This is a genomic window from Macrococcoides bohemicum, assembly GCF_003259675.1.
In the GTDB taxonomy this organism is placed as follows: domain Bacteria; phylum Bacillota; class Bacilli; order Staphylococcales; family Staphylococcaceae; genus Macrococcoides; species Macrococcoides bohemicum.
This window is the reverse complement of record NZ_PZJG01000008.1, coordinates 11,993-38,712: the sequence shown is the minus strand read 5'-3', so window position 1 is coordinate 38,712 and position 26,720 is coordinate 11,993. Positions and strand designations below refer to the sequence as shown.

The following is a 26,720-nucleotide window of genomic DNA, read 5'->3' as shown; positions in this document are numbered from 1 at the left end:
CTTTCTCAAGAGTACAAATGTAATAATTTTTAATTATTTTTACATTTATTCTATAATAAAAACGGTTACATGTCCATTAGGGAGATACATAAAAAGAGTGGGAAATTCCCACTCTTTTGTGATTTGTTCATATTATTTTAAGATTTACAAATTATTTAATGATATTTAACGCTTTACCTACACGCTCATAAATTGCTAAAGCATCGTCTAACATTTCTTTAGTATGCGCAGCAGTTGGCATATTACGTACACGTCCTGTACCCTTTGGCACAGTTGGGAAGACGATAGATTTAGCATATACGCCTTCTTCCATTAAACGTTTAGAGAATTCTTGAGTTGTTTTCTCATCACCGATAATACATGGAGTGATCGGTGTCTCTGAATGACCGATATCGAAACCTAATTTTTTAAGACCGTCTTTTAAGTAGTTACCATTTTCCCATAACTTATCATGTAACTCAGTAGATTCCATTAAAATATCGATTGCTTCAGTAATCGCACGTGTATCTGCTGGCGCTAATGAAGTAGAGAATAAGAATGGACGTGAAGCAACTTTTAACCAGTCAATTAAATCTTGAGTACCAGCTACATATCCACCAACAACACCGATTGCTTTTGATAAAGTACCGATTTGGAAATCAATCTTATCCTGAAGACCGAAATGTTTCACTGTTCCTGCACCTTTACCCATTACACCACTACCGTGTGCATCATCAACATAAGTGATTAAACCGAATTCTTCAGCGATTTCAACGATTTCTGGTAATTTTGCAACGTCTCCATCCATAGAGAATACACCATCAGTAATATACATTACTTTTTTGTATAAACCAGATTCAACCGCTTCTTTTGCTTTCGCACGTAAATCGTCCATATCTGAGTGATTTACACGGATGATCTTCGCTCTAGATAAACGACATCCGTCGATGATAGATGCATGGTTTAATTCATCTGAAAGAATTGCATCTTCTTTATTCATAACTGCGCTAATTGCTGCCATATTACAGTTAAAACCAGATTGGTATGCAATTGCAGCTTCAGTACCTTTAAATTCTGCTAATTTTTCTTCTAATTGAACGTGTAAATCTAATGTACCATTGATTGTACGTACCGCACCTGCACCAACACCGTGTGAGTCTACAGCTTCTTTTGCAACTTTCTTCATGCGATCATTTGTAGCTAAACCTAAGTAGTTATTAGATGAAAGGTTGATTAATTCTTTACCTTTGATTTTAATGATTGGACCGTTTGCGCCTTCAACAACATTAATTTCATTGTATAGACCGTTGTCTTTTAAATAAGTTAAATTCTCTGTTAAGAACTGTTCTAATACTTTAGACATTTTAAGCACCCCTAGAATGTAATTTTCATTTACATCATAACATAAGTTATATTGAACTGCTATTGAATAAGTAAACGGTTTCGTCCAGATTAAGAAGTTTAAATATTCTAATATCTCTGTTACACTAATAACATTATACTGCAGAGGAGTGAGCCACTTGGATATCCAGCAGCTCGTACAAAATGAAACAGAGCAACTTATAAAAGACCGCAGATTTTTACATATGCATCCAGAACTATCTTTTGAAGAAACAAATACTTATGCATTTATTCTTGAGCAATTACAGCAGCTTAAACAATTCTCGATCCGAGAACGTGTCGGTCAGAAAGGATTAGTGGCAACCATTTCAAACGGTAGCGGTTCTTCAATTGCTTTCCGTGCTGACTTCGATGCACTGCCGATTCATGATCAAAAAGACGTCCCGTATAAATCTCACAACGATGGTGTTATGCATGCCTGTGGGCACGACGGTCATACTTCTATTCTGCTAGGAGTAGCGCGAATATTAAATAACCACTTCTACAATATTAATGGAACCATCGTTCTAATTTTCCAATTTGCTGAAGAACTTGCTCCAGGTGGCGCAGAACCAATGGCCAATGATGGTGCACTCGAAGGTGTGGATAGAATATACGGCAATCATCTATGGTCACCTTTTGAGCATGGGGCAATACATTGTAAATATGATGCGATGCTGTCTAGTCCGGATATGTTCGATATCACAATACAAGGGAAAGGTGGTCATGGTGCTCATCCTGATACAGCAATAGATGCGATTGTAGCGATGGCAACATTTATTACAAATATACAGACTATTGTTTCCAGAAATGTTCCCCCAACAAGTGAAGCAGTTCTTACTATCGGCAAAGTTGTTGCTGGTAATGCATTTAATATCATAAGCGATAAAGCTTTTTGTACCGGCACAGTGAGAACATTCGATCCTGAAATTAAAACGCTGATAAAAACAGCGATGGAAAATGAATTAAGAGGACTATCGATTGCAAAAGGGCTAACATACACATTAGATTATATCGACGGTTATCCTGCTGTTATCAATCACAATGAATGTGTGGATGTTATTAAACGTGCCTCAGAACGTGCCGGGTTACCCTTTAATGAAATGGAACAAGTGATGATCGGTGAAGATTTCTCATACTATCTACAGCATAAGCCAGGTGCTTTCTTCTTTACCGCTGCTGGTAATAAAGAACGTGGCATAACTGCACCTCACCATCACCCTTTATTTGATTTTGATGAGTCTGCAATGAATGATGCTGCCATGTTATTTTTAAATATTTTATTAGAAGAAGGTGTACTATGTTTAAACAAATAGAGAAGTATTATGACGAACTTGTAGCACTTCGTCGTCATTTTCATATGAATCCGGAACTATCATTTCAGGAAACCGAAACGCCCCAGTTTATCGCTGACTATTTAACTGATTTAGGAATTGAAGTTGAAACTGGCGTAGGTGGACGCGGTGTCGTAGGACGTTTAATTAAAAATCCTGATTTACCTACACTTGCTATTCGCGCTGACTTCGATGCATTACCTATTCAAGATGAAAAAGAAGTGCCTTATAAATCACAGGTTCCAGGTATTATGCATGCTTGTGGTCATGATGCTCATACAGCTGTCCTACTTATCACAGCAAAAATTCTATCAGAAAACTTTGATAAACTGAACGGAAATTTAGTATTCATCCATCAACACGCTGAAGAAGTTGATCCTGGTGGTGCAATACAAATGATAGCAGACAATTGTTTAAGTGGTGTGGATGCTATTATCGGTCAACATGTATCAAGTTCTTTAGACGTAGGAAAGATTGGTTATAAATATGGTACAGCTACAGGCATCCCTGATGATTTCTGGATTACGATTCAAGGTAAAGGTGGGCACGCCGCACATCCAGATACGACGATTGATCCAGTTGCAGCAACAATACGCTTATGTAATGATCTTCAATATATTGTTTCACGTAAAACGAATCCAACAACACCTGCAGTGCTATCAATTACACAATTAGAAGCAGGTGATCAGAACAATGTTATTCCAGATACTGCTAAAATAGCTGGGACAATCAGAACGTTTAATGCCGAAACGCAAAGTTTAATGTATAAAGAACTGAAAAAATGTTTAGAAGGACTCGTAACGACGATGGGCATTACCTATGAATTAAAATATTTAAAAGGATATCCTCCAGTTGTAAATACTACAAACGAAACAGACTTAATTGTCAGTGCCGCACGCAAAATAGAGAGTGTAGAGGAACTTGTTGAACTTGAGCCTTCTCTAGGTGGAGAAGATTTTTCTTATTACTTACAACGTGTCCCAGGTTCATTTTTCTATACTGGTACACGCAACGAGAACTTTAAAGCAGATTTTCCTCATCATCATCCAAAATTTGATATTGATGAAAGAGGCATGGTAAATGCAGTAAAAGTATTCTTACAAGCAACTGAAGATTACTTTGAACAAGGGGGGACTGTAGATGGCATGGTATAAAGAGGTAGAGAAATTTAAAGAAGAGTTGATTGAAATAAGAAGATATTTGCATATGCATCCGGAACTCTCTTTTCATGAGACAGAAACAGCTGAGTATATCGCAAACTATTTAACAGCACTTGATATACCGGTTACGCGTAATGTCGGAGGTAATGGATTATATGGTGTGATAGAAGGTAAATTACCTGGCCCATCAGTATTACTCCGTGCGGATTTCGATGCATTACCTATTCAGGATTTGAAAGATGTACCTTATAAATCAAAAGTCCCTGGTGTTATGCATGCCTGTGGACATGATGGTCATACAGCAATGCTGCTGATTACTGCTAAAATCATTAAAACACATCAAAATGAACTTAAAGGTACCGTCATTCTTTGCCATCAACATGCTGAGGAAGTTTTACCAGGTGGCGCTAAATCAATGATTGAAGCAGGTGTTCTAGAAGGAGTTGATTATGTTTTTGGAACGCACAGTTCAAGCAATTTAAAAAGTAATGCAGTGAGTTTTATTACCGGTCCATCACATGGATTTGCCGATGCATTTACAATGGATATACACGGATCAGGCGGACATGGCGCTGCGCCACATACGACACATGATGCAATTATCGCAGCTAGTTACTTAATCACACAACTACAAACCGTTGTCTCTCGTAGCATCAATCCGATAAAAACAGGTGTATTAACGATTGGAGAATTTAATAGTGGTAATGCTTTTAATGTTATTGCAGAAACTGCGCATTTAAGCGGTACATTGCGCACGTATGATAAATCGATTAAAGCTGTAATGATCGAAAGAATAAATGAGATAATTCAAGGTATTGAAAAGAGCTTTAGTGTTAACATTACATTAAACTACACCCATGGTTATCCTGCATTAATCAATAGTGAAAAAGAAACGTTATGGCTTAAAAATTTAAGTGAAGATATTTCAGAAATTGCTGAAGTACTAGAAGGAACACCATCTCTTGGTGGTGAAGATTTTGCTTACTTTCTTCAGGAAAGACCGGGATGTTATTTCAACACTGGGGTTAGAAATGAAACATTACAAGCTGATTTTCCACATCATCATCCTAAATTTGATATGGATGAAAATGGATTGTTAAATGGCGTTAGAGTATTTGTCAATTTAATCGAACATATGGATACATTAGGAAAAGAATAGTAAAAATATAAAAATAAAACCCACGAGGCGTCCCTCGTGGGTTTTAAAAATCACAAAAGTGATATTATTTTTCGATTACAGATACAACACCTGATCCTACAGTACGTCCACCTTCACGAATTGAGAAACGAGTTCCGTCTTCAATCGCGATTGGAGAGATTAATTCAACGTTCATTTCAACGTTGTCTCCAGGCATAACCATTTCAGTACCTTCTGGTAAGTTAACTACACCAGTTACGTCAGTTGTACGGAAGTAGAACTGTGGGCGGTAGTTAGTGAAGAATGGAGTATGACGTCCACCCTCTTCTTTAGATAATACGTAAACTTCAGCTTTAAATTTAGTATGTGGCGTGATAGTTCCTGGTTTAGCTAATACTTGTCCACGTTGAACATCTTCACGTGAAACCCCACGTAATAATGCACCAATGTTGTCACCAGCTTCAGCGTAATCTAATAATTTACGGAACATTTCAACACCAGTTACAGTTGTTTTAGATGGCTCTTCAGTTAAACCGATGATTTCAATTTCTTCACCAACTTTAACTTGTCCACGTTCAACACGTCCTGTAGCTACTGTACCACGACCAGTGATTGAGAATACGTCCTCAACTGGCATCATGAATGGTTTTTCAGAATCACGTTCTGGAGTTGGGATGTACTCATCAACTGCATCCATTAATTCCATGATTTTTTCTTCGTATTTTTCTTCGCCTTCTAATGCTTTTAAAGCAGAACCAGCGATTACTGGAATATCGTCGCCAGGGAAATCGTATTCAGATAATAAGTCACGAACTTCCATTTCAACTAATTCTAATAATTCTTCATCGTCAACCATGTCAACTTTGTTTAAGAATACTACTAATGCAGGTACACCTACGTTACGTGATAAAAGAATGTGTTCACGAGTTTGAGGCATTGGACCGTCAGCAGCAGATACTACTAAGATACCACCGTCCATTTGAGCAGCACCAGTGATCATGTTTTTAACATAGTCAGCGTGTCCTGGGCAGTCAACGTGAGCGTAGTGACGTTTTTCAGTTTCATACTCGATATGTGAAGTATTGATTGTGATACCACGTTCTTTTTCTTCAGGTGCGTTATCGATTTGGTCGTAAGAACGAGCTTCCCCACCTAATTTTTTTGATAATACAGTTGCAATTGCAGCTGTTAAAGTTGTTTTACCGTGGTCAACGTGACCGATAGTACCAATATTGGCATGTGTTTTCGAGCGATCAAATTTTTCTTTAGCCATTTCGAAATCTCTCCTTAAGTTTAAGTTAATTTTTTAATATTACTCATGAGGGATTCTCACCCTCATGAGGAAATACATATTTCATTTATAAATCATTTAGTCTTAAATTGCAATATATTGAACTGTGCACCGTTCAAGTATTTACAGATTATTGACCTTTGTTTTTCTTGATGATTTCTTCTGATACTGATTTTGGTACTTCTTCATAATGATCGAACACCATTGAGTAAGTTCCGCGACCTTGTGTATTAGAACGTAAGTTAGTTGCATAACCGAACATTTCAGCAAGAGGTACAAATGCACGAACAACTTGTGCGTTACCACGAGCTTCCATACCTTCTACGCGTCCACGACGACTTGTAACGTCACCCATAATATCACCCATGTATTCTTCAGGCATTACGATTTCTACCTTCATCATAGGTTCTAAGATTACAGGATCACATTTTTTAGCAGCTTCTTTTAAAGCTAATGAAGCAGCTACTTTGAAGGCCATCTCAGATGAATCGACATCATGGTATGAACCATCAAATAATTTAGCCTTAACATCGATTAATGGATATCCAGCTAATACACCGTTTTCCATTGCATCTTTAAGACCCGCTTCAACTGAAGGAATATATTCACGAGGAACTACCCCACCGACGATAGCGTTTTCGAATTCGAATCCGGCTCCAACTTCATTAGGTGAGAATTCGATATGAACGTCACCATATTGTCCACGACCACCTGATTGACGTGAGAATTTACCTTGAACGGCAGCAGTTGTTTTAAACGTTTCACGGTATGATACCATTGGCGCACCAACTGTACATTCAACTTTAAATTCACGTTTCATACGGTCTACAAGGATATCTAAGTGAAGCTCACCCATACCACCGATGATAACTTGTCCTGTTTCAGGATCAGTATGTGCGTGGAATGTTGGATCTTCTTCTTGTAATTTAACTAATGCGTTAGTCATTTTATCTTGGTCAGCTTTAGATTTAGGCTCAACAGATAAGTGAATAACTGGTTCTGGGAATTCCATTGATTCTAAGATTACTTGAACCTTTTCATCACATAAAGTATCCCCAGTAGTTGTATCTTTTAAACCTACTGCAGCAGCGATATCTCCAGCGTAAACTGTTGAAATCTCTTCACGTGAGTTAGCATGCATCTGTAAGATACGTCCTACACGTTCACGTTTACCTTTAGTAGCATTTTGTACATAAGAACCTGAGTTTAATGTACCAGAATACACACGGAAGAATGTTAATTTACCTACGAATGGGTCAGTCATAACTTTGAACGCTAAAGCAGCAAATGGCTCAGAATCATCTGGTTTAGCGATGATTTCAGCATCTTTATCGTCAACTTCGTGACCTACGATTGGTTTAACATCTAATGGTGATGGTAAGTATGCAATTGCAGCATCTAACATTAATTGAACACCTTTGTTTTTGAATGCTGTACCAGCTAATACTGGGAAGAATTCAACATCACAAGTAGCTTGACGGATAGCAGCTTTCAATTCTTCAACTGAAATCTCTTCTCCGCCTAAATATTTGTCCATTAAATCTTCATTAACATCCGCAACAGCTTCAATTAATTGTTCGCGCATTGCTTCTGCATCTGCTAAGTATTCTTCAGGAACATCAGTTACTTCAATGTCAGTACCTAAATCATTTGTATAAGTGTGTAATTTCATTTCAACTAAATCTACGATTGCGTTGAATTGATCTTCAGCACCGATTGGCATTTGAATTGGGTGTGCATTTGCTTGTAATCTGTCGTGTAAAGTACCTACAGAATAATTGAAGTCCGCACCAGTTTTATCCATCTTGTTGATGAATACGATACGAGGAACTCCGTATGTAGTAGCTTGACGCCATACAGTTTCAGTCTGTGGTTCAACACCTGATTGTGCATCAAGTACTGTTACCGCTCCATCAAGTACACGTAATGAACGTTCAACTTCTACTGTGAAGTCTACGTGTCCAGGTGTATCGATGATGTTGATACGCGTACCTTTCCACTGAGCTGTTGTAGCAGCTGAAGTGATTGTGATACCACGTTCTTGTTCTTGTTCCATCCAGTCCATTTGTGAAGCACCTTCATGTGTTTCACCAATTTTGTGGATACGACCAGTATAATAAAGAATACGTTCAGTAGTAGTCGTTTTACCAGCATCAATGTGGGCCATGATACCGATATTACGAGTGTTGCTCAAAGAGAATTCTCTTGTCATGGGTATTCTTTCTCCTTCCAGGATTGGTTTATTTTAAGAAAGTAGCCCTCAAGTAAATTGAAGACAGCAAGCTGCATACAATTACTAAAGGGTTAACTTTTATCTTACCAACGGTAATGAGCAAATGCTTTGTTTGCTTCAGCCATTTTGTGTGTATCTTCGCGTTTCTTAACAGCACCACCAGTGTTGTTAGCAGCATCTAAGATTTCGTTAGCTAAACGCTCTTCCATAGTTTTTTCACCACGAAGACGTGAATAGTTTACTAACCAGCGTAATCCTAAAGTTGTACGACGCTCAGCGCGTACTTCTACAGGTACTTGGTAGTTAGATCCCCCAACACGACGAGCTTTAACTTCTAATACAGGCATGATATTGTTGATCGCTTCTTCGAAAACTTCCATAGAATCACGACCAGAACGTTCTTGAACTAATTCAAAAGCGTTGTATAAAATCTTTTGAGCAGTACCACGTTTTCCATCGATCATAATTTTGTTGATTAATTTAGTAACTAATTTTGAATTATGAATTGGATCCGGTAATACATCTCTTTTAGCAACAGGTCCTTTACGAGGCATATTAATATCCTCCTTCCTCAGTATATTTTTTTTATTTTTCGATGTCTAGTGAGAACACTACATTTACAAAAATGAAATATTCTCTAAACAGTAAGTGCAAGATTTAAATTAAAATTATGCTTTTTTAGCTTTAGGTTTTTTAGCTCCGTATAAAGAACGTCCTTGCATACGGCCGTCAACACCTGAAGTATCTAATGCTCCACGTACGATATGGTAACGTACCCCCGGTAAATCTTTAACACGTCCTCCACGAATAAGTACTACACTATGTTCTTGTAAGTTGTGTCCGATACCAGGAATATAAGCATTAACTTCAATATTATTTGATAAACGCACACGTGCATATTTACGTAACGCTGAGTTAGGTTTTTTAGGTGTCATAGTTCCTACACGAGTACATACACCACGTTTTTGTGGAGATGCTAAGTCAGTAGCTTTTTTCTTATGACTGTTATACCCTTTGTTTAATGCAGGCGCAGTTGATTTTTTAACTTTTGAAGTTCTTGGCTTCTTAACTAATTGGTTAATAGTTGGCATTTTGAATGTCCTCCTCTCTTTTGTTTAATTCCACACATCCAGGTGGTTCATTTTTGGGGTAAAAAAAGATTTGTAAGAATACCGCCTTACAAAGCGGATTTCAAATGTGCAACAACAGTTGCTCTCACTTGAATGCCATATTGTTTACCCAGCACGTCTTTAGACTTGCTGAATTCAATAGGTATTTGCTTTTGGTATGCTAGTAATAGCACGGTAGTTAATAAGTGGATGTTGGTATCGCATGCTATCTCAAGAGATGTTACACAATCCTTCTTAAGTGCTTTAACAGACTCCTTAAGTCCCACTACATATTGACTAGAGTGCATAACTTTTTCATTAGACATTGCAATCCTCCAAAGCTATTAAGTGCTACTCATCAACCTAAATAATACTATCATCATTTTAGGTATAAGTCAATTGTATTTCAATATTTTTTTATTTAATTACGTATTATCTTCTTATCGAAAACAATATCGATATTAGTACTATTAAGATCCTGAACATTATCATCATTATTGTCTACAGGTGGTAAAACGCCTGGACGATTAGGTAACTGTTCTGATACAGAAGGTAACTCACCAGATGGCGTCAGTGTGATAATTATAACAGGACGTTCTCCCGTCGGGATTTTGATCGATGGTGATAGGTTGTTTTTGTAAATTTTATTTCAGTTTATAATGTTTACTATCGTAATCTTTTCGTTCTATGATAAACATAATCGCTAAGAATACAAAGCCCAACAAAATAAATGTAATCCCGCCTAATTGTGACTCTTCATACAATGCAAATCCGGCAATAATTTCAACGAATCCTAATACCATTACGATGAGTTCTTTCATTTTAATATTCATATTCACCCTCCTTTATTGTATTCATTTTAACTATCATACACCAATTTCTATTAAATTATCTGTTTTGTGATTGTGAACGTTTAGTGACATAAAAAAACACCCAAATATTAATATTTGGGTGTAAAATTTATTAGTTTTCAGTTACTACTACTTCATCTTGCTCTAATGCTGGTGCATCTTTTTCGTATTCAACGCCACTATAACGTCTCATACCTGTACCAGCTGGGATTAACTTACCGATAATAACATTTTCTTTAAGTCCTAATAAGTCATCACGTTTACCTTTGATCGCCGCATCAGTTAACACACGTGTTGTTTCCTGGAACGATGCTGCAGATAAGAAACTTTCTGTTTCAAGAGATGCTTTCGTAATACCAAGCAATACAGGTTTCGCTGTTGCTGGGTGTTTTCTCGCTTTAAATACTTCACGGTTAGCATCAGTAAATGTATGAATATCAACTAATGCACCTGGTAATAATTTCGTATCTCCTGCTTCGATAATACGAACTTTACGTAACATTTGACGTACCATTACCTCAACGTGTTTATCTGAGATTTCTACCCCTTGCATACGGTATACTTTTTGAACTTCTTTTAATAAGTAGCTTTGTGTCGCATTAAGTCCCGCTACAGCTAATAATTGTTTAGGCTCGATAGAACCTTCAGTCATTACTTCACCACGTGCTATTTTTTGACCAACTTCTACTTTAAGTCTTGCAGTACCAGGTGCTAAGTACGTACGTACTTCATTTTCACCTTTAACTTTAATTTCCTGCATACGATCTTTTACTACGTTTAATTCGATAATCTCACCGTTAATCTCAGAGATAACAGCTTGACCTTTCGGATTACGCGCTTCGAATAATTCCTGGATACGAGGTAAACCTTGTGTAATATCGGCACCGGCAACCCCACCTGTATGGAATGTACGCATCGTTAACTGAGTACCAGGTTCACCGATAGATTGGGCAGCGATTGTACCAACTGCTTCCCCAACTTCTACTTTTTCACCTGTTGCTAAGTTTTTACCATAACATTTTTCACAAACCCCGTGACGTGAGTTACATGTAAATGCTGAACGGATATGCATTTCTTCGATACCTGCGTCCACGATTTGTTTCGAGATTTCAGGTGTAATCAATTCGTTCACTTTAACAAGAATTTCTTTTGTTTCTGGGTGTCTTACTGTTTCACGAGAATAACGTCCTTCTAAACGCTCAATGAATGGTTCAATAAGTTCTGAACCTTCACGGATCGCTGAAACAAGTAATCCACGGTCAGTACCACAATCAGGTTCACGTACGATAACGTCTTGAGCAACGTCAACTAGACGACGTGTTAAGTAACCTGAATCGGCAGTTTTAAGTGCTGTATCGGCAAGACCTTTACGCGCACCATGCGTAGAGATAAAGTATTCTAATACTGTTAAACCTTCACGGAATGAAGATTTGATTGGTAACTCGATGATACGTCCAGCCGGGTTGGCCATCAGTCCACGCATACCTGCTAACTGCGTAAAGTTAGACGCGTTACCACGGGCACCAGAGTCACTCATCATGAAGATTGGGTTCAAGTCATCTAAAGAGTTCATTAATTTTGCTTGAATGTCATCTTTAGCTTTCGTCCAAATCTCAATAACAGCTGCGTAACGTTCACTTTCAGTAATTAAACCACGTGTGAACTGTTTTGTTACTCTATCTACTTTTTCTTCTGCTAAACCGATAATATCTTGTTTATCAGGTAATACCACAATATCAGATACACCTACTGTAATACCAGCACGTGAAGAATATTTAAATCCTAAATCTTTCATTCTATCTAACATCATAGAAGTATCAGTAATATGGAATCTATTGAACACTTCAGCAATGATTTGACCTAAGAATTTTTTATTAAATGGTTTAACAAGTGGTTGCTCGTTTAAGTATTTTAATAATCCTTCTTCAGTTAATTCAGTTGCATCGATGAAATATTTATCAGGTGTTACTGTTTCTAAGTTTGATAAAGTTGGTTCGTTAATGAACGGGAATGATTCAGGCATAATTTCATTAAATATTACTTTACCAACAGAAGTGATTAATAATTGGCTGTTTTGTTTGTCAGTAAATGTTGGGTTGCTAAATGATCCAGCTTGAACTGCAATACGCGCATGTAAATGAACATACCCGTTGACATAAGCCATAATAACTTCATTCGCATCTTTAAAGATTCTACCTTCACCAATTGTACCTAAACGCTCTAATGTTAAGTAGTAGTTACCTAATACCATATCCTGAGATGGTGTAACAACTGGTTTACCATCTTTAGGGTTTAAGATATTTTGTGCAGCTAACATTAACATACGTGCTTCAGCTTGCGCTTCTTTAGATAAAGGTACGTGAACGGCCATTTGGTCACCATCGAAATCGGCATTGTATGCAGTCGTTACAAGTGGATGTAATCGAATCGCACGACCTTCAACTAATGTCGGTTCGAATGCCTGGATACCTAAACGGTGAAGTGTTGGTGCACGGTTTAACAGAACTGGGTGTTCACGAATAACGTCTTCTAAAACGTCCCAGATTTCTGGTTCCATACGCTCGATTTTACCTTTAGCGTTCTTAATGTTTGTCGCAATTTCACGTTCAACAAGTTCTTTCATAACAAATGGTTTGAATAATTCAAGTGCCATTTCTTTAGGAAGACCGCACTGATACATTTTTAAGTTTGGACCTACTACGATAACCGAACGACCAGAATAGTCTACACGTTTACCAAGTAAGTTTTGACGGAAACGACCTTGTTTCCCTTTTAACATATGAGATAAAGATTTTAATGGACGGTTACCTGGTCCGGTAACTGGACGGCCACGACGACCATTATCAATTAAAGCATCAACTGCTTCTTGTAACATACGTTTTTCGTTTTGTACGATGATACCAGGCGCACCTAAATCTAATAAACGTTTTAAACGATTGTTACGGTTAATAACACGACGATATAAATCGTTTAAATCAGATGTAGCGAAACGTCCACCATCTAATTGAACCATTGGACGAATTTCAGGTGGAATGATTGGTAAAACATCTAAAATCATCCAAGAAGGATCATTACCAGAATTACGGAATGATTCCACAACTTCTAAACGTTTGATTGCTCTTGTTAAACGTTGTCCAGTTGCTGTTTCTAATTCTTCACGTAAAGATTTTAATTCTCCATCTAAGTTGATGTCCGTTAATAAATCTTTAATCGCTTCAGCACCCATCTTAGCAGTGAATTGCCCAGGGAACTTATCGTAATACTCACGGTATTCTCTTTCAGATAATAATGATTTTTTCTCTAATCCAGTGGGACCCGGATCAATTACAGCGTAAGAAGCAAAATAGATAACTTCTTCTAAAGAACGCGGAGACATATCTAAAAGTAATCCCATACGAGAAGGAATTCCTTTGAAATACCAGATGTGTGATACAGGTGCAGCTAGCTCAATATGACCCATACGTTCACGACGTACTTTTGATTTTGTTACTTCAACGCCACAACGGTCACAGACCATACCTTTGTAACGTACACGTTTATATTTACCACAGCTACATTCCCAGTCTTTTGTTGGACCGAAAATTTTCTCACAGAATAAACCATCTCTTTCAGGTTTTAATGTACGGTAGTTAATTGTTTCTGGCTTTTTAACTTCACCAAAACTCCATGAACGGATTTTTTCAGGTGAAGCGAGACCTATCTTCATGTAATGAAAGTTATTTACATCAATCAAAGCCCTACCTCCTTAGTGTATTAAAAATTTTATCAAGATTTATATTTCAACTTGTTTAACCATCATGTAAACACTTAAGTATCTACATGATGTGCTAAACAAAATTAGTGACTAGCTTTTGAGATAGTGATTATTCAGTGATCTCAGCCTCTGGTGTTGGTGCTTTTGCAAGGTTAATCTTTGAATCGATGAAATCGTCATCTTCTAAATCACGCATTTCAATCTCTTCATCTTTGTTATCCATTACTTTTACATCTAACCCTAAACTTTGTAACTCTTTCATCAATACTCGGAATGATTCAGGAACACCTGGACGTGGAATGTTTTCACCTTTAACGATTGCTTCGTAAGTTTTCACACGACCAACAGTATCATCTGATTTGTACGTTAAGATTTCCTGTAAAGTATACGCCGCACCGTAAGCTTCAAGTGCCCATACTTCCATCTCACCAAAACGTTGTCCACCAAATTGCGCTTTACCACCAAGTGGTTGTTGTGTAACCAGTGAGTAAGGTCCAGTTGAACGTGCATGTAACTTATCATCAACCATGTGGGCTAATTTAAGCATGTACATTACACCAACTGATACACGGTTATCGAACGGTTCACCAGTACGTCCATCATAAAGTACAGTTTTACCGTCACGTGCCATACCAGCTTCTTCGATTGTTGACCAAACATCTTCATCGTTCGCTCCATCAAATACTGGAGACGCAACATGCAGACCTAAGTTTTTAGCAGCCATACCTAAGTGTAACTCTAATACTTGTCCGATGTTCATACGAGAAGGTACCCCAAGTGGATTTAACATGATGTCGATTGGTGTTCCATCAGGCATAAATGGCATATCTTCTTCTGGTAAGATACGTGAGATAACCCCTTTATTTCCGTGACGTCCACACATTTTATCCCCAACGTGAATTTTACGTTTTTGAACGATGTAAACACGTACTAATTGGTTAACACCTGGTGGTAACTCGTCGCCATCTTCACGATTGAAGACTTTAACGTCTAATACGATACCATCAGCACCGTGTGGTACACGTAATGAAGTATCACGTACTTCACGCGCTTTTTCACCGAAGATTGCATGTAATAAACGTTCTTCAGCCGTTAATTCAGTAACCCCTTTAGGCGTTACTTTACCAACTAAGATGTCACCATCACGTACTTCAGCTCCAACAAAAATGATACCACGATCATCTAAGTTTTTAAGTGCATTGTCAGATACGTTAGGAATATCTCTTGTGATTTCTTCAGGTCCAAGCTTCGTATCACGCGCTTCTGATTCATATTCTTCAATATGAATAGAAGTATATACGTCGTCTTTCACAAGACGTTCGCTCATGATTACAGCATCCTCATAGTTATAACCATCCCAAGTCATAAATCCAACAACTACGTTACGACCAAGTGCCATCTCACCAAGTTCCATAGAAGGACCATCTGCTAAGATTTCACCTTTCGTTACAATGTTACCAGCTTCAACGATTGGACGTTGGTTGTAACAAGTACCAGAATTTGAACGTGCGAATTTCGCTAATTTGTATACATCTAAATCTGTTTCGATTTCTTTTCCGCCTTCTTCAACAATACGGCGAACTTTAATCTGACGTGCTTCAACGTGCTCTACACGACCTTTATATTTTGCTACTACTGCAGCTCCAGAGTCACGTGCTGCTACGTGTTCCATACCAGTACCAACAAATGGTGCTTCAGGATTCATTAACGGCACTGCTTGACGTTGCATGTTCGCACCCATTAAGGCACGGTTCGAGTCATCGTTTTCTAAGAATGGGATACATGCTGTGGCAGCAGAAACAACCTGTTTCGGTGAAACGTCCATGTAATCCATGCGTTCACGTGCCATTACAGTATTATCACCACGGAAACGACAAACAACTTCGTCATCTAAAAACTTACCATTATCATCTAAGCGAGAGTTCGCTTGAGCAACAACATAAGCATCTTCTTCGTCAGCTGTTAAGTAGTCAATTTGTGATGTTACAGTATTTGTTTCGATATCAACTTTTCTGTATGGTGTTTCAATGAAACCAAATTCATTGACACGTGCATAACTTGAAAGTGAGTTGATCAACCCGATGTTTGGTCCCTCCGGCGTTTCAATCGGACACATACGGCCATAGTGAGAGTAGTGAACGTCACGTACTTCCATACCAGCACGTTCTCTTGTTAAACCACCCGGTCCCAATGCAGATAAACGACGTTTATGTGTAAGCTCAGCTAACGGGTTTGCCTGGTCCATGAACTGAGATAATTGTGAACTACCAAAGAATTCTTTAATAGATGCAATGACAGGACGGATATTAATTAATTGTTGAGGTGTTACAGATTCAGTATCTTGTAAACTCATACGTTCGCGTACAACACGCTCCATACGACTTAAACCGATACGGAATTGGTTTTGTAATAACTCACCAACTGAACGTAAACGACGGTTACCTAAGTGATCGATATCATCAGTGAAACCTACTCCAGCTAATAAGTTAAAGAAATAACTAATAGAAGATAAGATATCGGCAGGTGTGATACATTTCACTTCTTCATCTGGGAAAGCATTACCGATAATTGTTGTCGTACGTTTTTCTTCATCTCCAGGAATGTAAACTTTAACAGATTGAATTTCAATCGGCTCGTCTAATAAACCATTCTCTAAAGTAAATACTTTTTGGTTGGCATTGTTTTCAAGTACATTTAAAATTTGATCTAAATTACGACGATCTAAAAGTGTACCCTCTTCAGCTACGATTTCACCTGTTTCAACATCAACGATAGGCTCAGCTAAAGTTTGGTTGAATAGACGGTGTTTTAAATGTAACTTTTTATTCATTTTATAACGTCCAACGCTTGCTAAGTCATAACGTTTTGGGTCAAAGAAACGAGAGTATAAAAGGCTTTTCGCGTTCTCAACTGTAGGTGGTTCACCTGGACGTAAACGTTCATAAATTTCAAGTAATGCAGCTTCAGTTGACTCAGTATTATCTTTATCTAATGCGTTACGTAAATACTCGTTGTCACCTAATAAATCAATGATTTCCTGGTCACTTGAGAATCCTAATGCACGTAAAAGTACAGTTATCGGTAATTTACGTGTACGGTCAATACGAACGAATACAACATCTTTCGCATCAGTTTCATATTCAAGCCACGCACCACGGTTAGGGATAACAGTCGCTCCAAAGCTCACTTTACCATTCTTATCGACTTTATCATTGAAGTATACAGATGGTGAACGAACTAACTGAGATACGATAACACGTTCTGCACCATTGATGACAAACGTACCTGTATCAGTCATTAATGGGAAATCACCCATAAAGACTTCTTGTTCTTTCACTTCGCCTGTTTCTTTAATAATTAATCGTACCTTTACTCGAAGTGGCGCTGAGTAAGTAGCATCACGGTTCTTTGCTTCATCTAAATCGTACTTTGGCTCACCTAATTTGTAATCAACAAATTCTAATGAAAGATTTCCAGTGAAGTCTTCAATTGGTGAAATGTCTCTAAACATCTCGATTAAACCTTCTTCTAAGAACCATTCATAAGATTTTGTTTGAATCTCTATTAAGTTAGGTAATTCTAAAATCTCGGAAATTCTTGCGTAACTTCTACGCTGACGATGCCTTCCGTATTGGATAAGTTGACCAGTCAACAGATTCACCCCTCAAAAATTGTGATGCCTTTTACCTAAACAGAGGAATAAGACAAAAAGAAAACGGAATCACATAACTCCATTTTCACATTTTATTTTAAACTCATTTCTCCTAAAATTAGATAGAAAAGTGCACACTTATTCATTTAAATTTTTACATTCTATTACTATAACAGACGGAACGTATAAGGTCAACCTTTTACACTCTTTAATATATAGTAACCTTTATCTTTCTTCAGAACTGCAACATTACCAAAAACATCTTCCATCTTCTTTTTTGCTGATGGCATACCTTGTTTCTTTTGGATTACAACGTATAGTGCACCGTTATCTCCAAGCACTTTTGCACTATCTTCTAATATGCGATGAACAACGTCTTTGCCCGCACGAATTGGTGGGTTTGTAATCACTGCATCAAACCGTTCTGTTACTTCATTTAATCCATCACTCTTATAGATAGTTGTGTTATAAATATTGTTAGCATTACTATTTCTTTCAGATAAAGATAATGCGCGTTCGTTCACATCTACCATATGTACTGTTGATTCCGGATAATGCTTTGCCACCATTAATCCCATCGTGCCATATCCACATCCGACATCAAGTACTCGAGCAGGGCTTGTATCTTCTAAAAAAGTTTTGACGAGTAAGTTAGATCCGAAATCAACGCCACCTTTTGAAAACACACCACTATCCGTCGTAAGTTTCAAACTGTGATCCCCCATATTAAAACTGATGATACTTTCATTGCTTTCTACCGTTTGTTCTTCACTATAATAATGACTCACCTTAACACCTCACTTATTTCAACTCAGCGCAATGCGCACTCAGTTGAAATTATACCAATATAAAGCAAGAAAAACCCGTTATATACATAACGGGTTTCGAACAAAAGAGAAATTATTTAACTTCTACAGTTGCTCCAGCTTCTTCTAATTTAGCTTTTAATTCTTCAGCTTCATCTTTAGATACGCCTTCTTTAACTACTTTAGGAGCGCCATCAACTAAGTCTTTAGCGTCTTTTAATCCTAAACCAGTAGCTTCTTTAACAGCTTTAACAACTTTAATTTTTGAAGCTCCAGCAGATACTAATTCTACGTCGAATTCAGTTTTTTCTGCAGCAGCACCTTCGCCACCAGCAGCACCAGCAACAGCTACAGGAGCAGCAGCAGTAACACCGAATTCTTCTTCGATAGCTTTAACTAAATCGTTTAATTCTAAAACTGACATTTCTTTAATCATTTCGATAATTTTTTCGTTTGACATGATTGTATTCCTCCATTTAATTTAAGTTTTTTATGATACTAATTGTCTTTGGCTAAGTGAATTATGCTTCTTCAGCAGGAGCAGCTTCTTCTCCGCCTTCTTTTTGTTCTCCAACAGCTTTAACTGCATATGCGAAGTTACGCATTGGAGCTTGTAATACTGAAAGAACCATTGAGATAAGTCCTTCTTTTGATGGTAATGATGCGATAGCTTTGATATCATCAGCGCTAGTCACTTTACCTTCAATAACACCGGCTTTGATTTCTAACTTTTCGTTTTCTTTTGCGAAGTCAGCAAGAATTTTTGCTGGCGCAACAACTTCTTCGTTAGAGAATGCAATAGCGTTTGGTCCAGTTAAAAATTCTTCAAGTCCTTCGATACCAGCAGCTTCTGCTGAACGACGCACTAAAGTATTTTTGTAAACATGGAATTCCACACCAGCTTCACGAAGTTGTTTACGTAGTTCAGTTACTTGCGCAACAGTTAAACCGCGATAGTCAACGATGATAGTTGATACTGAATTTTTTAATTGTTCAGTGATCAAATCAGCTTTTTGTTGTTTGATTTCGATAGCTTTTGTACTCATTATGACACCTCCATTAAGATTTTCGTGCTTTTCTAATAAATTATTAAAAAAGCACTTTTCACCCATGGTAAAAAGTGCTTGAAAGTTCATCAAGTCAAATTTCACCTCGGTAGGATTATTAAGCATTCGCCCCTACTGTCTTAGGTTATTTATAAAATACAAATTACACTATAACGTGAAATTCGAATCTTGTCAATTTGTTTTTTAAATTAGTTTCTGATTTCTGATGGATCAACTTTGATACCAGGGCCCATAGTAGATGTTACAGAAACAGTTTTGAAGTAAGTACCTTTTGATGACGCTGGTTTAGCTTTAGCTAAAACATCTTTTAAAGTGTTAAAGTTTTCAACTAATTTAGCAGTATCAAATGATACTTTACCGATTGAAGCGTGAACGATACCAGATTTCTCAGCACGGTATTCTACTTTACCAGCTTTGATTTCCTGAACAGCTTTTGTTACGTCCATCGTTACAGTACCAGTTTTAGGGTTTGGCATTAAACCTTTAGGTCCTAAGACACGTCCAAGTTTACCAACTTCACCCATCATGTCTGGAGTTGCTACGATTACATCGAATTCGAACCAACCTTGGTTGATCTTGTTGATGTATTCAGCATCACCAACATAGTCAGCGCCTGCAGCTTCAGCTTCTTTTAATTTTTCACCTTTAGCAAATACTAATACACGTTGAGTTTTACCAGTTCCGTTTGGTAATACAACTGCCCCACGGATTTGTTGGTCATTTTTACGTACATCGATTCCTAAACGGAATGCAACTTCAACAGAAGCGTCAAAGTTTACTGTACTTGTTTCTTGCGCAAGTTTGATAGCTTCTTCTACAGAGTAGAATTTAGTGTTATCAACTTTTTGAGCGGCTTCTTGATATTTCTTACCTTTTTTAGCCATTTATTATTTCCTCCTTATAGTGGTTTTAGCGGAATGTCCTCCCACGGGCACTGTCTATAACAGTGCAAGAGCAGACTTAGATAAGTCTGCTTGTTAAATCTTAAAATAACTATTTAATTTCTACACCCATACTACGAGCAGTACCAGCAACAATTCTTATTGCCGCTTCAACGCTTGCTGCATTTAAATCTTCCATTTTAGCTTCAGCGATTTCACGTACTTGATCTTCAGTTACTGTAGCAACTTTAGTCTTGTTAGGTTCACCAGAACCTTTTTCGATTTTAGCTGCCTTTTTAAGTAAAACTGCTGCAGGTGGTGTTTTAGTGATAAATGTAAATGAACGATCTTCAAATACAGAAATTTCAACCGGAATAATTAAACCTGCTTGTTCTTGTGTACGTGCGTTAAATTCTTTACAGAATCCCATAATATTAACACCTGCTTGACCTAATGCTGGACCAACTGGTGGCGCTGGATTCGCTTTCCCTGCTGGGATTTGTAATTTAACAACTTTGATTACTTTTTTAGCCACGATGTGCACCTCCTATAATATCGTGATGTGGTCACAGGGTATGATATTTACCCTCCCACTCAACAACCGTACTAATTAGCACGACCATAAAATATTACCACTTACTCATAAAAATTGCAAGTGAAAATTTACATTTCATTTTTTAAAATTTTTATTATAATTTTTCGATTTGATCGAATTCAACTTCAACTGGTGTTTCACGACCAAACATATCTACTAATACTGTTAATTTGTATTTATCGATATCGATTTCTTTCACTTCACCAATCTGGTTTGTGAAAGGACCGCTCGTTACGCGCACTTGTTCACCAACTTCAATTTCAACATCAATCGTTTTTTCGTTCATACCCATTGATTTCAAAATAAACTTAGCTTCTTCTGGTAATAATGGATTTGGTTTAGATCCTGCACCGGCAGATCCTACGAAACCTGTAACACCTGGCGTGTTACGTACAACATACCAAGATTCATCCGTCATCACTAATTCAACTAAAACGTAACCAGGGAATGTTTTCTTTACTGATGTTTTTGCTTTACCGTCTTTAATTGTTGTTTCCTCTTCTTCCGGAATAACAACTCTAAAGATTTGATCTTGCATATTCATAGATTCTAGACGTTTTTCTAAGTTGTCTTTTACTTTGTTTTCATAGCCTGAATACGTATGAACTGCGTACCAATGCTTTTTGCTTTCCTCAGACATAATATGCCTCCTTAATTAATTAATCGAATAAGCTCAGAAATGCCTAAATCGATTGCGTAAAAGAAAATAATAAAGAATAATACAGTTAATACTACGATTGTTGTATCTCTAACAACTTCCTGACCAGTTGGCCATGAAGTTTTTTTCATCTCAGAAATAACACCTTGAAAGAAATTTTCTTTATGTTCCATGCGTTTGCCTCCGTCATGTTTAAATTGATAAAAAATAGACCGAACCGTAATTCGATACTTATTTTTTAGTGCTATATTGTTCATGTCTAATCATCACATTAATTCATTCTAATCCTAGTTTAATATAACGGTGAAATTGTAATTTGTCAAACTAACATGTACCTTGTATGAAGGATTTAATCTTAACTTTCAGTCTTGAAATCGCATTATGAATTGTTTTCAACGATTCATTCTCAATTGCTGCCATCGCTTTGACAGGCATCTGTTCCTTCAAATATTCAAGGACGCGATATTCAAGCGGACTCAATTGTAATGCAACAGGTGTCATACGTGACTGTAAATCAACAAGTTCACTTTCAATATCAGGATGCAAAGCGTTCACATCTTGTATGAACGCTTCAAGCGATGGTTCATCGTCATACTGCGTCGTTTCAAAGCTAACAATAGGACGATTGCGCTCTTTCTGCAAGTCCCTCACATAATCCAGCAGTGCATATTTCAAATGGTAGAAATAAAACCTTTCAAAATTGTCGCTCTTTAATGGATCATAAACTTTCACTGCCTGATATAACGCAATCAGACTCTCTTGATATAAAGCTTCATGGTCTCTATACGAAATTTTACGAATATGCACTTCAATACCATTACGTAGTCTTGCTACAAGACTATCAAAAGCATCAATATTACCACTCTGAATATCTTTAACAATTTGTTCTATTGGCTTTAGATGATACATTGTTTGTTCTTCACAAATCACTTGTGTATAAGTTTTAAACATGCGCTTAACCTCTAGATGTGTTTTTCTTTAGGTTAAATGTAATAAATGATTATCTCAAACAATAAAATTATCTTGAATTAATAATCTCCGCGCCTTAATCTCTCTAATCGCTCTTTCGTTTCCTGATCGATTTCAATACGTGTACGCGGTTTATTGTTATCCATCTTTACCATATCTTTCGCCACATTGATTTCTTCTTCACGCAAATTGTTGATAAACTCACGGGACGGGATCCTTAACGCACCGCTTCCAAATATCGTATGCTGTTCTGATAAATCACTTGTTACGACCTTGATCGTTGTAATGTGCTTTTCATACATCTCGTAGACAAGCCGTTCAATGACTGCATCAGCCGTTTCCTTTTCCCGAGAATAGACAACACGGATGCCATGAATTACTTCTTCGCGCTCATGTGATTTCACATCATATGCATCGAACACTACAATCATTTCGTCCGCAATACGTGCATTATAATTCGCGATTTCAAGCAATAGTTGAATACGTGCCTCTTCTAATGATTCTTGTGCGAGTTGTTTAAGTCTTGAACTTTGTCCGATAACATTATAACCATCAATGATAGTATATTTTTTTATCATGCGTCTAGCGGGTTCCTTTTGCGATAAACTTCGTACATTAACAAACTCGCTGCCACTGAAGCATTCAAACTATTAACATGTCCAACCATTGGCAAGTGAATTAAGAAGTCACATTTATCTTTAACGAGCCTACTCATTCCCTCACCCTCTGAACCGATAACAATCGCAAGGTTCATATTAGCATCCATCTTACGGTAATCGACTGATTTGCTGGCATCCGTCCCCGCAACCCAGTAACCTGCTTCTTTCAGTTTATCTATTGCCTGACTAATGTTTGTGACACGCATTACCGGCACATGTTCAATCGCTCCTGTTGAAGCTTTCACAACCGTTTGATTCAAGCTTACTGAGCGACGTTTCGGAATCAATATACCGTCTATTCCAATCGCATCTGCCGTTCTTAAAATAGAACCCAGATTATGCGGATCTTCTAAACCGTCAAGAATCATAATCGTGCTTAACTTATCTTTATCACGTGCATTTAAGAAGTCATCCAGATCAATATATTCATAAGGTGAGATCATCGCCATAATCCCTTGATGTGGTACATCTGATAAATGGTCAAGCTTTGATTTCGGTACTGTTTGAACAATAATCTTTCTTTCCTTACATAAATTTAATATGCTTGAAATTTGTGATTTATTAATACCTTCCTGGATAAACACTTTATTTATTTCGTGATCCGACTCAATCGCGCTTTTCACAGCATGACGTCCTACTATCATTTCATCAGTTGTTTCTTTTTTCATTATTTACCCCTCATTTCACATAACGTGATGATTTTATCCAGCAGCGTCTGTAATCTTTCTGTTTCTTTATTTAAATGTAAATAACCGATAACCGCTTCAAGTGCGGTACTTTTCTTATAAGAAATAACATCTGTATTTTTCGCGCGGGTATGACTTTTGGCATTGCGCCCGCGCATCAGTATTTCTGTTTCCTGTTCAGTAAAATAACCTTCATCAACTAAAGTATCAAACGTATGCGCCTGACTTTTAGCAGATACAAAAAATGTTGCCTGACGATGTAGTTCATTCGGTTTTTTATTCTTTTCTCTTACGATATAATTTCTGACATGTAAATCAAGTACTGCATCACCTAAATAAGCAAGTGTCAGTGGATTATAAAGACTCGCTTCGTTAACCACGTTTAAATCTCACACCTTGTGCAGTATCTTCTAAAATAATATTTTGCTCTTTTAATAAGTCGCGAATTTCATCTGCACGTGCAAAGTTTCGTCCTTTACGTGCTGTTTCACGTTCTGCTATTAATGCTTCGATGTCAGCATCAAGCAATTCTTTTTCTTCAACCAGTTTGACACCTAATACTTCGCTAAAGATTTCGAACACTTCCAGGAAACGATCGATTACTTTTAAATCTGTTGATTCATTCTGATTATAGATATTGGCTTGTTTCGCTAATTCATACCAAGCTGTTATTGCATTTGCTGTATTAAAATCATCGTCCATCGCTGTTTCAAACTGAACTAAAATATCATCAACTACTTTGATCATCTCAGTGTGATCAACAATACCTACAGAAATTTCTTTTCTTTCCTGCAGTGCTGCATATGCATTTTGAATACGTTCAAGTCCTGCTTTCGCACTAGAAACAAGTTCCATATTGTAGTTGATTGGATTTCTATAATGTACGCTGATCATAAAGAAGCGCAATACGTTCGGATTAACTTCTTTAATGATATCGTGCACTAAAATAAAGTTACCCAATGACTTACTCATCTTTTCATTATCAATATTGATAAATCCGTTATGCATCCAGTAATTTGCAAATGTTGTGTCATTATGTGCTTCAGATTGCGCGATTTCATTCTCGTGGTGTGGGAATGTTAAGTCAGAACCACCTGCATGGATATCAATAGAATCACCTAAATGTTTCTTCGCCATTACTGAACACTCGATATGCCAGCCCGGTCGACCTTTACCCCATGGAGAATCCCAGCTAATTTCACCTGGCTTTGCTGATTTCCATAACGCGAAATCTAACGCATCATCCTTTAATTCACCCGTTGCAATACGTGCACCGACTTTAAGTTCGTCAATTGACTGATGACTTAACTTCCCGTATCCATCAAATTTACGTGTTCTAAAATAAACATCTCCGCCACTTTCGTATGCGTAGTCTTTCTTAATCAATTCTACGATAAACAAAATAATATCATCCATATGATCCATAACACGTGGGTGATGTGTCGCATGCTTACAATTAAGGGCACTCGTATCTTCGAAGTATGCTTCAATAAAACGATCAGCTACTTCCGGCACAGTAGAATTTAATTCATTTGCAGCTTTAATTAGTTTGTCGTCAACGTCTGTAAAGTTTGACACGTAGTTGACTTCATAGCCGCGATATTCAAAGTAACGTCTAACGACATCGAAACTGATTGCAGGACGTGCATTACCGATGTGAATGTAATTGTATACGGTAGGACCGCACACATACATCTTCACCTTACCTTCTTCTAATGGTACGAACTTTTCTTTTTTACGACTTAACGTGTTATATAACGTAATCATCAACAATCTCTCCTTTTTTTGTCGCCTCTATATGACGTTCTAATTCTTTTAATTTTTCATAAATCGGATCCGGTAAATTTGCATGTTCAAAGCTCTTACCGACTTTAACACCATTTTGTTTTACAATGTGTCCGGGAATACCTACTACAGTAGAAAAGTCGGGTACACACTTCAATACGACAGAATTCGCACCAATATTCACATTGTTACCGATTTGAATATTCCCGAGTACTTTAGCGCCTGCCGCAATTAACACGTTATCTCCGATATCAGGGTGACGTTTACCATTCTCTTTCCCTGTACCGCCTAACGTCACACCTTGATAAATTGTTACGTTATTGCCAATCGTACACGTTTCACCGATGACAATCCCCATACCATGGTCAATGAACAATCTTTTACCGATCTTTGCACCAGGATGGATTTCAATGCCCGAGAAAAATCTTGAAATTTGACTGATAGCACGTGCGATAAAATACATTTTATGATTAAAGAACCAGTGCGCAACTAAATGCCACCATACAGCGTGTAATCCTGAGTATGTCAAAAACACTTCTAAACTACTTCTTGCAGCCGGGTCCTGTTCAAACACCATATTAATGTCATCTTTAATTCTTGCGAACATACACACACCTCCCAATATAAAAAAGAAGCACCTCTAAAATAAGAGGTGCTTCTGCACGGTTCCACTCTGATTAGTAGATAAGTCTACTCACTTTAAAATATTTAAATAGAATTCATGAGATGCATT

The 26,720-nt window shown here is 37.4% G+C and carries 25 protein-coding genes and 1 other annotated feature; of the genes, 3 read left to right on the top strand and 22 right to left on the bottom strand.

The genetic code is table 11. The features are described 5' to 3' along the window. Positions 1-151: 151 nt before the first annotated feature. On the bottom strand, positions 152-1,342 hold the full coding sequence (locus tag BHX94_RS10985) for a glycine C-acetyltransferase (RefSeq protein WP_111746650.1): 1,191 nt from the start codon (positions 1,340-1,342) through the stop codon (positions 152-154). 157 nt (positions 1,343-1,499) lie between these two features. On the opposite strand from BHX94_RS10985, the gene BHX94_RS10980 reads away from it, so the two are divergent. Genes BHX94_RS10980 through BHX94_RS10970 form a run of 3 tightly spaced genes read left to right on the top strand, consistent with a single transcriptional unit; the run spans position 1,500 to position 5,012 of the window. Beyond that, positions 1,500-2,675, top strand: a complete 1,176-nt coding sequence (locus BHX94_RS10980) for an amidohydrolase (RefSeq protein ID WP_242446695.1) — start codon at positions 1,500-1,502, stop codon at positions 2,673-2,675. Continuing rightward, positions 2,660-3,847, top strand: a complete 1,188-nt coding sequence (locus tag BHX94_RS10975) for an amidohydrolase (RefSeq protein ID WP_096077879.1) — start codon at positions 2,660-2,662, stop codon at positions 3,845-3,847. Before BHX94_RS10980 ends, BHX94_RS10975 begins: the two co-directional genes overlap by 16 nt. Next, positions 3,834-5,012 (top strand): amidohydrolase, encoded by a 1,179-nt coding sequence (locus BHX94_RS10970; RefSeq protein ID WP_111746646.1) that lies wholly within the window; start codon positions 3,834-3,836, stop codon positions 5,010-5,012. The genes BHX94_RS10975 and BHX94_RS10970 overlap by 14 nt, the downstream gene beginning before the upstream one ends. A 64-nt stretch (positions 5,013-5,076) precedes the next feature. Here the strand turns inward: BHX94_RS10970 and tuf are convergent, their stop codons facing one another. From tuf to cysE, 21 genes are all read right to left on the bottom strand, one after another. Continuing rightward, entirely contained in the window at positions 5,077-6,264 is a 1,188-nt protein-coding gene (gene tuf, locus BHX94_RS10965) for an elongation factor Tu (protein WP_096077877.1), read from the bottom strand. Between the two features lie 148 nt (positions 6,265-6,412). Continuing rightward, positions 6,413-8,494: an elongation factor G gene (gene fusA / locus BHX94_RS10960; RefSeq protein WP_096077876.1), complete on the bottom strand. Its 2,082-nt coding sequence runs from the start codon at positions 8,492-8,494 to the stop codon at positions 6,413-6,415. Positions 8,495-8,598: 104 nt separating this feature from the next. Next, positions 8,599-9,069 carry a 30S ribosomal protein S7 gene (rpsG, locus tag BHX94_RS10955; RefSeq protein ID WP_111746644.1) on the bottom strand — a complete coding sequence of 157 codons (471 nt, stop codon included), beginning with the start codon at positions 9,067-9,069 and terminating at the stop codon, positions 8,599-8,601. 114 nt (positions 9,070-9,183) lie between these two features. Then, entirely contained in the window at positions 9,184-9,606 is a 423-nt protein-coding gene (gene rpsL, locus BHX94_RS10950) for a 30S ribosomal protein S12 (RefSeq protein WP_096077874.1), read from the bottom strand. Positions 9,607-9,692: 86 nt separating this feature from the next. Then, positions 9,693-9,950 (bottom strand): ribosomal L7Ae/L30e/S12e/Gadd45 family protein, encoded by a 258-nt coding sequence (locus tag BHX94_RS10945; RefSeq protein ID WP_111746642.1) that lies wholly within the window; start codon positions 9,948-9,950, stop codon positions 9,693-9,695. 318 nt (positions 9,951-10,268) lie between these two features. Continuing rightward, entirely contained in the window at positions 10,269-10,457 is a 189-nt protein-coding gene (locus BHX94_RS10940) for a hypothetical protein (RefSeq protein ID WP_111746640.1), read from the bottom strand. Positions 10,458-10,587: 130 nt separating this feature from the next. After that, positions 10,588-14,208, bottom strand: a complete 3,621-nt coding sequence (rpoC, locus tag BHX94_RS10935) for a DNA-directed RNA polymerase subunit beta' (RefSeq protein WP_111746638.1) — start codon at positions 14,206-14,208, stop codon at positions 10,588-10,590. 130 nt (positions 14,209-14,338) lie between these two features. Further along, on the bottom strand, positions 14,339-17,881 hold the full coding sequence (gene rpoB, locus BHX94_RS10930; protein ID WP_111746636.1) for a DNA-directed RNA polymerase subunit beta: 3,543 nt from the start codon (positions 17,879-17,881) through the stop codon (positions 14,339-14,341). Between the two features lie 191 nt (positions 17,882-18,072). Further along, positions 18,073-18,669, bottom strand: coding sequence for a class I SAM-dependent methyltransferase (locus BHX94_RS10925; protein WP_111746634.1), 597 nt, complete (start codon positions 18,667-18,669; stop codon positions 18,073-18,075). Positions 18,670-18,781: 112 nt separating this feature from the next. Next, positions 18,782-19,147: a 50S ribosomal protein L7/L12 gene (rplL, locus tag BHX94_RS10920; protein WP_223160861.1), complete on the bottom strand. Its 366-nt coding sequence runs from the start codon at positions 19,145-19,147 to the stop codon at positions 18,782-18,784. 61 nt (positions 19,148-19,208) lie between these two features. Then, positions 19,209-19,733: a 50S ribosomal protein L10 gene (gene rplJ / locus BHX94_RS10915; RefSeq protein WP_165958653.1), complete on the bottom strand. Its 525-nt coding sequence runs from the start codon at positions 19,731-19,733 to the stop codon at positions 19,209-19,211. Between the two features lie 36 nt (positions 19,734-19,769). After that, positions 19,770-19,896: a sequence feature (ribosomal protein L10 leader region), on the bottom strand. Positions 19,897-19,942: 46 nt separating this feature from the next. Then, positions 19,943-20,638 (bottom strand): 50S ribosomal protein L1, encoded by a 696-nt coding sequence (rplA, locus tag BHX94_RS10910; protein ID WP_096077865.1) that lies wholly within the window; start codon positions 20,636-20,638, stop codon positions 19,943-19,945. Positions 20,639-20,747: 109 nt separating this feature from the next. Beyond that, positions 20,748-21,170, bottom strand: coding sequence for a 50S ribosomal protein L11 (gene rplK, locus BHX94_RS10905; protein WP_111746630.1), 423 nt, complete (start codon positions 21,168-21,170; stop codon positions 20,748-20,750). A 154-nt stretch (positions 21,171-21,324) separates the two neighbouring features. Next, positions 21,325-21,870, bottom strand: coding sequence for a transcription termination/antitermination protein NusG (nusG, locus tag BHX94_RS10900; RefSeq protein ID WP_111746628.1), 546 nt, complete (start codon positions 21,868-21,870; stop codon positions 21,325-21,327). 11 nt (positions 21,871-21,881) lie between these two features. After that, positions 21,882-22,061: a preprotein translocase subunit SecE gene (gene secE, locus BHX94_RS10895; protein WP_099577350.1), complete on the bottom strand. Its 180-nt coding sequence runs from the start codon at positions 22,059-22,061 to the stop codon at positions 21,882-21,884. A 151-nt stretch (positions 22,062-22,212) separates the two neighbouring features. Then, positions 22,213-22,839 (bottom strand): sigma factor, encoded by a 627-nt coding sequence (locus BHX94_RS10890; RefSeq protein ID WP_111746626.1) that lies wholly within the window; start codon positions 22,837-22,839, stop codon positions 22,213-22,215. 77 nt (positions 22,840-22,916) lie between these two features. Then, complete coding sequence (locus BHX94_RS10885) at positions 22,917-23,435, bottom strand: NYN domain-containing protein (RefSeq protein WP_096077860.1); 519 nt, start codon at positions 23,433-23,435, stop codon at positions 22,917-22,919. Further along, a complete protein-coding gene (gene rlmB / locus BHX94_RS10880) occupies positions 23,432-24,184 on the bottom strand; it encodes a 23S rRNA (guanosine(2251)-2'-O)-methyltransferase RlmB (protein ID WP_111746624.1) in 753 nt (250 codons plus the stop codon). The genes BHX94_RS10885 and rlmB overlap by 4 nt, the downstream gene beginning before the upstream one ends. Beyond that, the gene (locus tag BHX94_RS10875; protein WP_111746622.1) at positions 24,184-24,582 is read right to left on the bottom strand and encodes a Mini-ribonuclease 3; all 399 of its coding nucleotides are present in this window, start codon (positions 24,580-24,582) and stop codon (positions 24,184-24,186) included. The genes rlmB and BHX94_RS10875 overlap by 1 nt, the downstream gene beginning before the upstream one ends. Further along, entirely contained in the window at positions 24,575-25,969 is a 1,395-nt protein-coding gene (gene cysS, locus BHX94_RS10870) for a cysteine--tRNA ligase (RefSeq protein ID WP_111746620.1), read from the bottom strand. Before cysS ends, BHX94_RS10875 begins: the two co-directional genes overlap by 8 nt. Further along, positions 25,953-26,594 (bottom strand): serine O-acetyltransferase, encoded by a 642-nt coding sequence (gene cysE, locus BHX94_RS10865; RefSeq protein ID WP_111746618.1) that lies wholly within the window; start codon positions 26,592-26,594, stop codon positions 25,953-25,955. The genes cysS and cysE overlap by 17 nt, the downstream gene beginning before the upstream one ends. Positions 26,595-26,720: the final 126 nt, after the last annotated feature.

Excerpts from the sequence above, each read along its gene's own strand:
- BHX94_RS10945 (WP_111746642.1), bottom strand. The coding sequence starts at position 9,950 with ATGTCTAATGAAAAAGTTATGCACTCTAGTCAATATGTAGTGGGACTT.
- BHX94_RS10885 (WP_096077860.1), bottom strand. The coding sequence starts at position 23,435 with ATGATAAAAAAATATACTATCATTGATGGTTATAATGTTATCGGACAA.
- rplA (WP_096077865.1), bottom strand. The coding sequence starts at position 20,638 with ATGGCTAAAAAAGGTAAGAAATATCAAGAAGCCGCTCAAAAAGTTGAT.
- tuf (WP_096077877.1), bottom strand. The coding sequence starts at position 6,264 with ATGGCTAAAGAAAAATTTGATCGCTCGAAAACACATGCCAATATTGGT.
- rpsL (WP_096077874.1), bottom strand. The coding sequence starts at position 9,606 with ATGCCAACTATTAACCAATTAGTTAAGAAGCCAAGAACTTCAAAAGTT.
- BHX94_RS10975 (WP_096077879.1), top strand. The coding sequence starts at position 2,660 with ATGTTTAAACAAATAGAGAAGTATTATGACGAACTTGTAGCACTTCGT.
- secE (WP_099577350.1), bottom strand. The coding sequence starts at position 22,061 with ATGGAACATAAAGAAAATTTCTTTCAAGGTGTTATTTCTGAGATGAAA.
- rlmB (WP_111746624.1), bottom strand. The coding sequence starts at position 24,184 with ATGAAAAAAGAAACAACTGATGAAATGATAGTAGGACGTCATGCTGTG.
- BHX94_RS10985 (WP_111746650.1), bottom strand. The coding sequence starts at position 1,342 with ATGTCTAAAGTATTAGAACAGTTCTTAACAGAGAATTTAACTTATTTA.
- BHX94_RS10940 (WP_111746640.1), bottom strand. The coding sequence starts at position 10,457 with ATGAATATTAAAATGAAAGAACTCATCGTAATGGTATTAGGATTCGTT.
- rpsG (WP_111746644.1), bottom strand. The coding sequence starts at position 9,069 with ATGCCTCGTAAAGGACCTGTTGCTAAAAGAGATGTATTACCGGATCCA.
- fusA (WP_096077876.1), bottom strand. The coding sequence starts at position 8,494 with ATGACAAGAGAATTCTCTTTGAGCAACACTCGTAATATCGGTATCATG.
- BHX94_RS10890 (WP_111746626.1), bottom strand. The coding sequence starts at position 22,839 with ATGTTTAAAACTTATACACAAGTGATTTGTGAAGAACAAACAATGTAT.
- BHX94_RS10970 (WP_111746646.1), top strand. The coding sequence starts at position 3,834 with ATGGCATGGTATAAAGAGGTAGAGAAATTTAAAGAAGAGTTGATTGAA.
- nusG (WP_111746628.1), bottom strand. The coding sequence starts at position 21,870 with ATGTCTGAGGAAAGCAAAAAGCATTGGTACGCAGTTCATACGTATTCA.
- cysE (WP_111746618.1), bottom strand. The coding sequence starts at position 26,594 with ATGTTCGCAAGAATTAAAGATGACATTAATATGGTGTTTGAACAGGAC.
- rplL (WP_223160861.1), bottom strand. The coding sequence starts at position 19,147 with ATGTCAAACGAAAAAATTATCGAAATGATTAAAGAAATGTCAGTTTTA.
- rplJ (WP_165958653.1), bottom strand. The coding sequence starts at position 19,733 with ATGAGTACAAAAGCTATCGAAATCAAACAACAAAAAGCTGATTTGATC.
- cysS (WP_111746620.1), bottom strand. The coding sequence starts at position 25,969 with ATGATTACGTTATATAACACGTTAAGTCGTAAAAAAGAAAAGTTCGTA.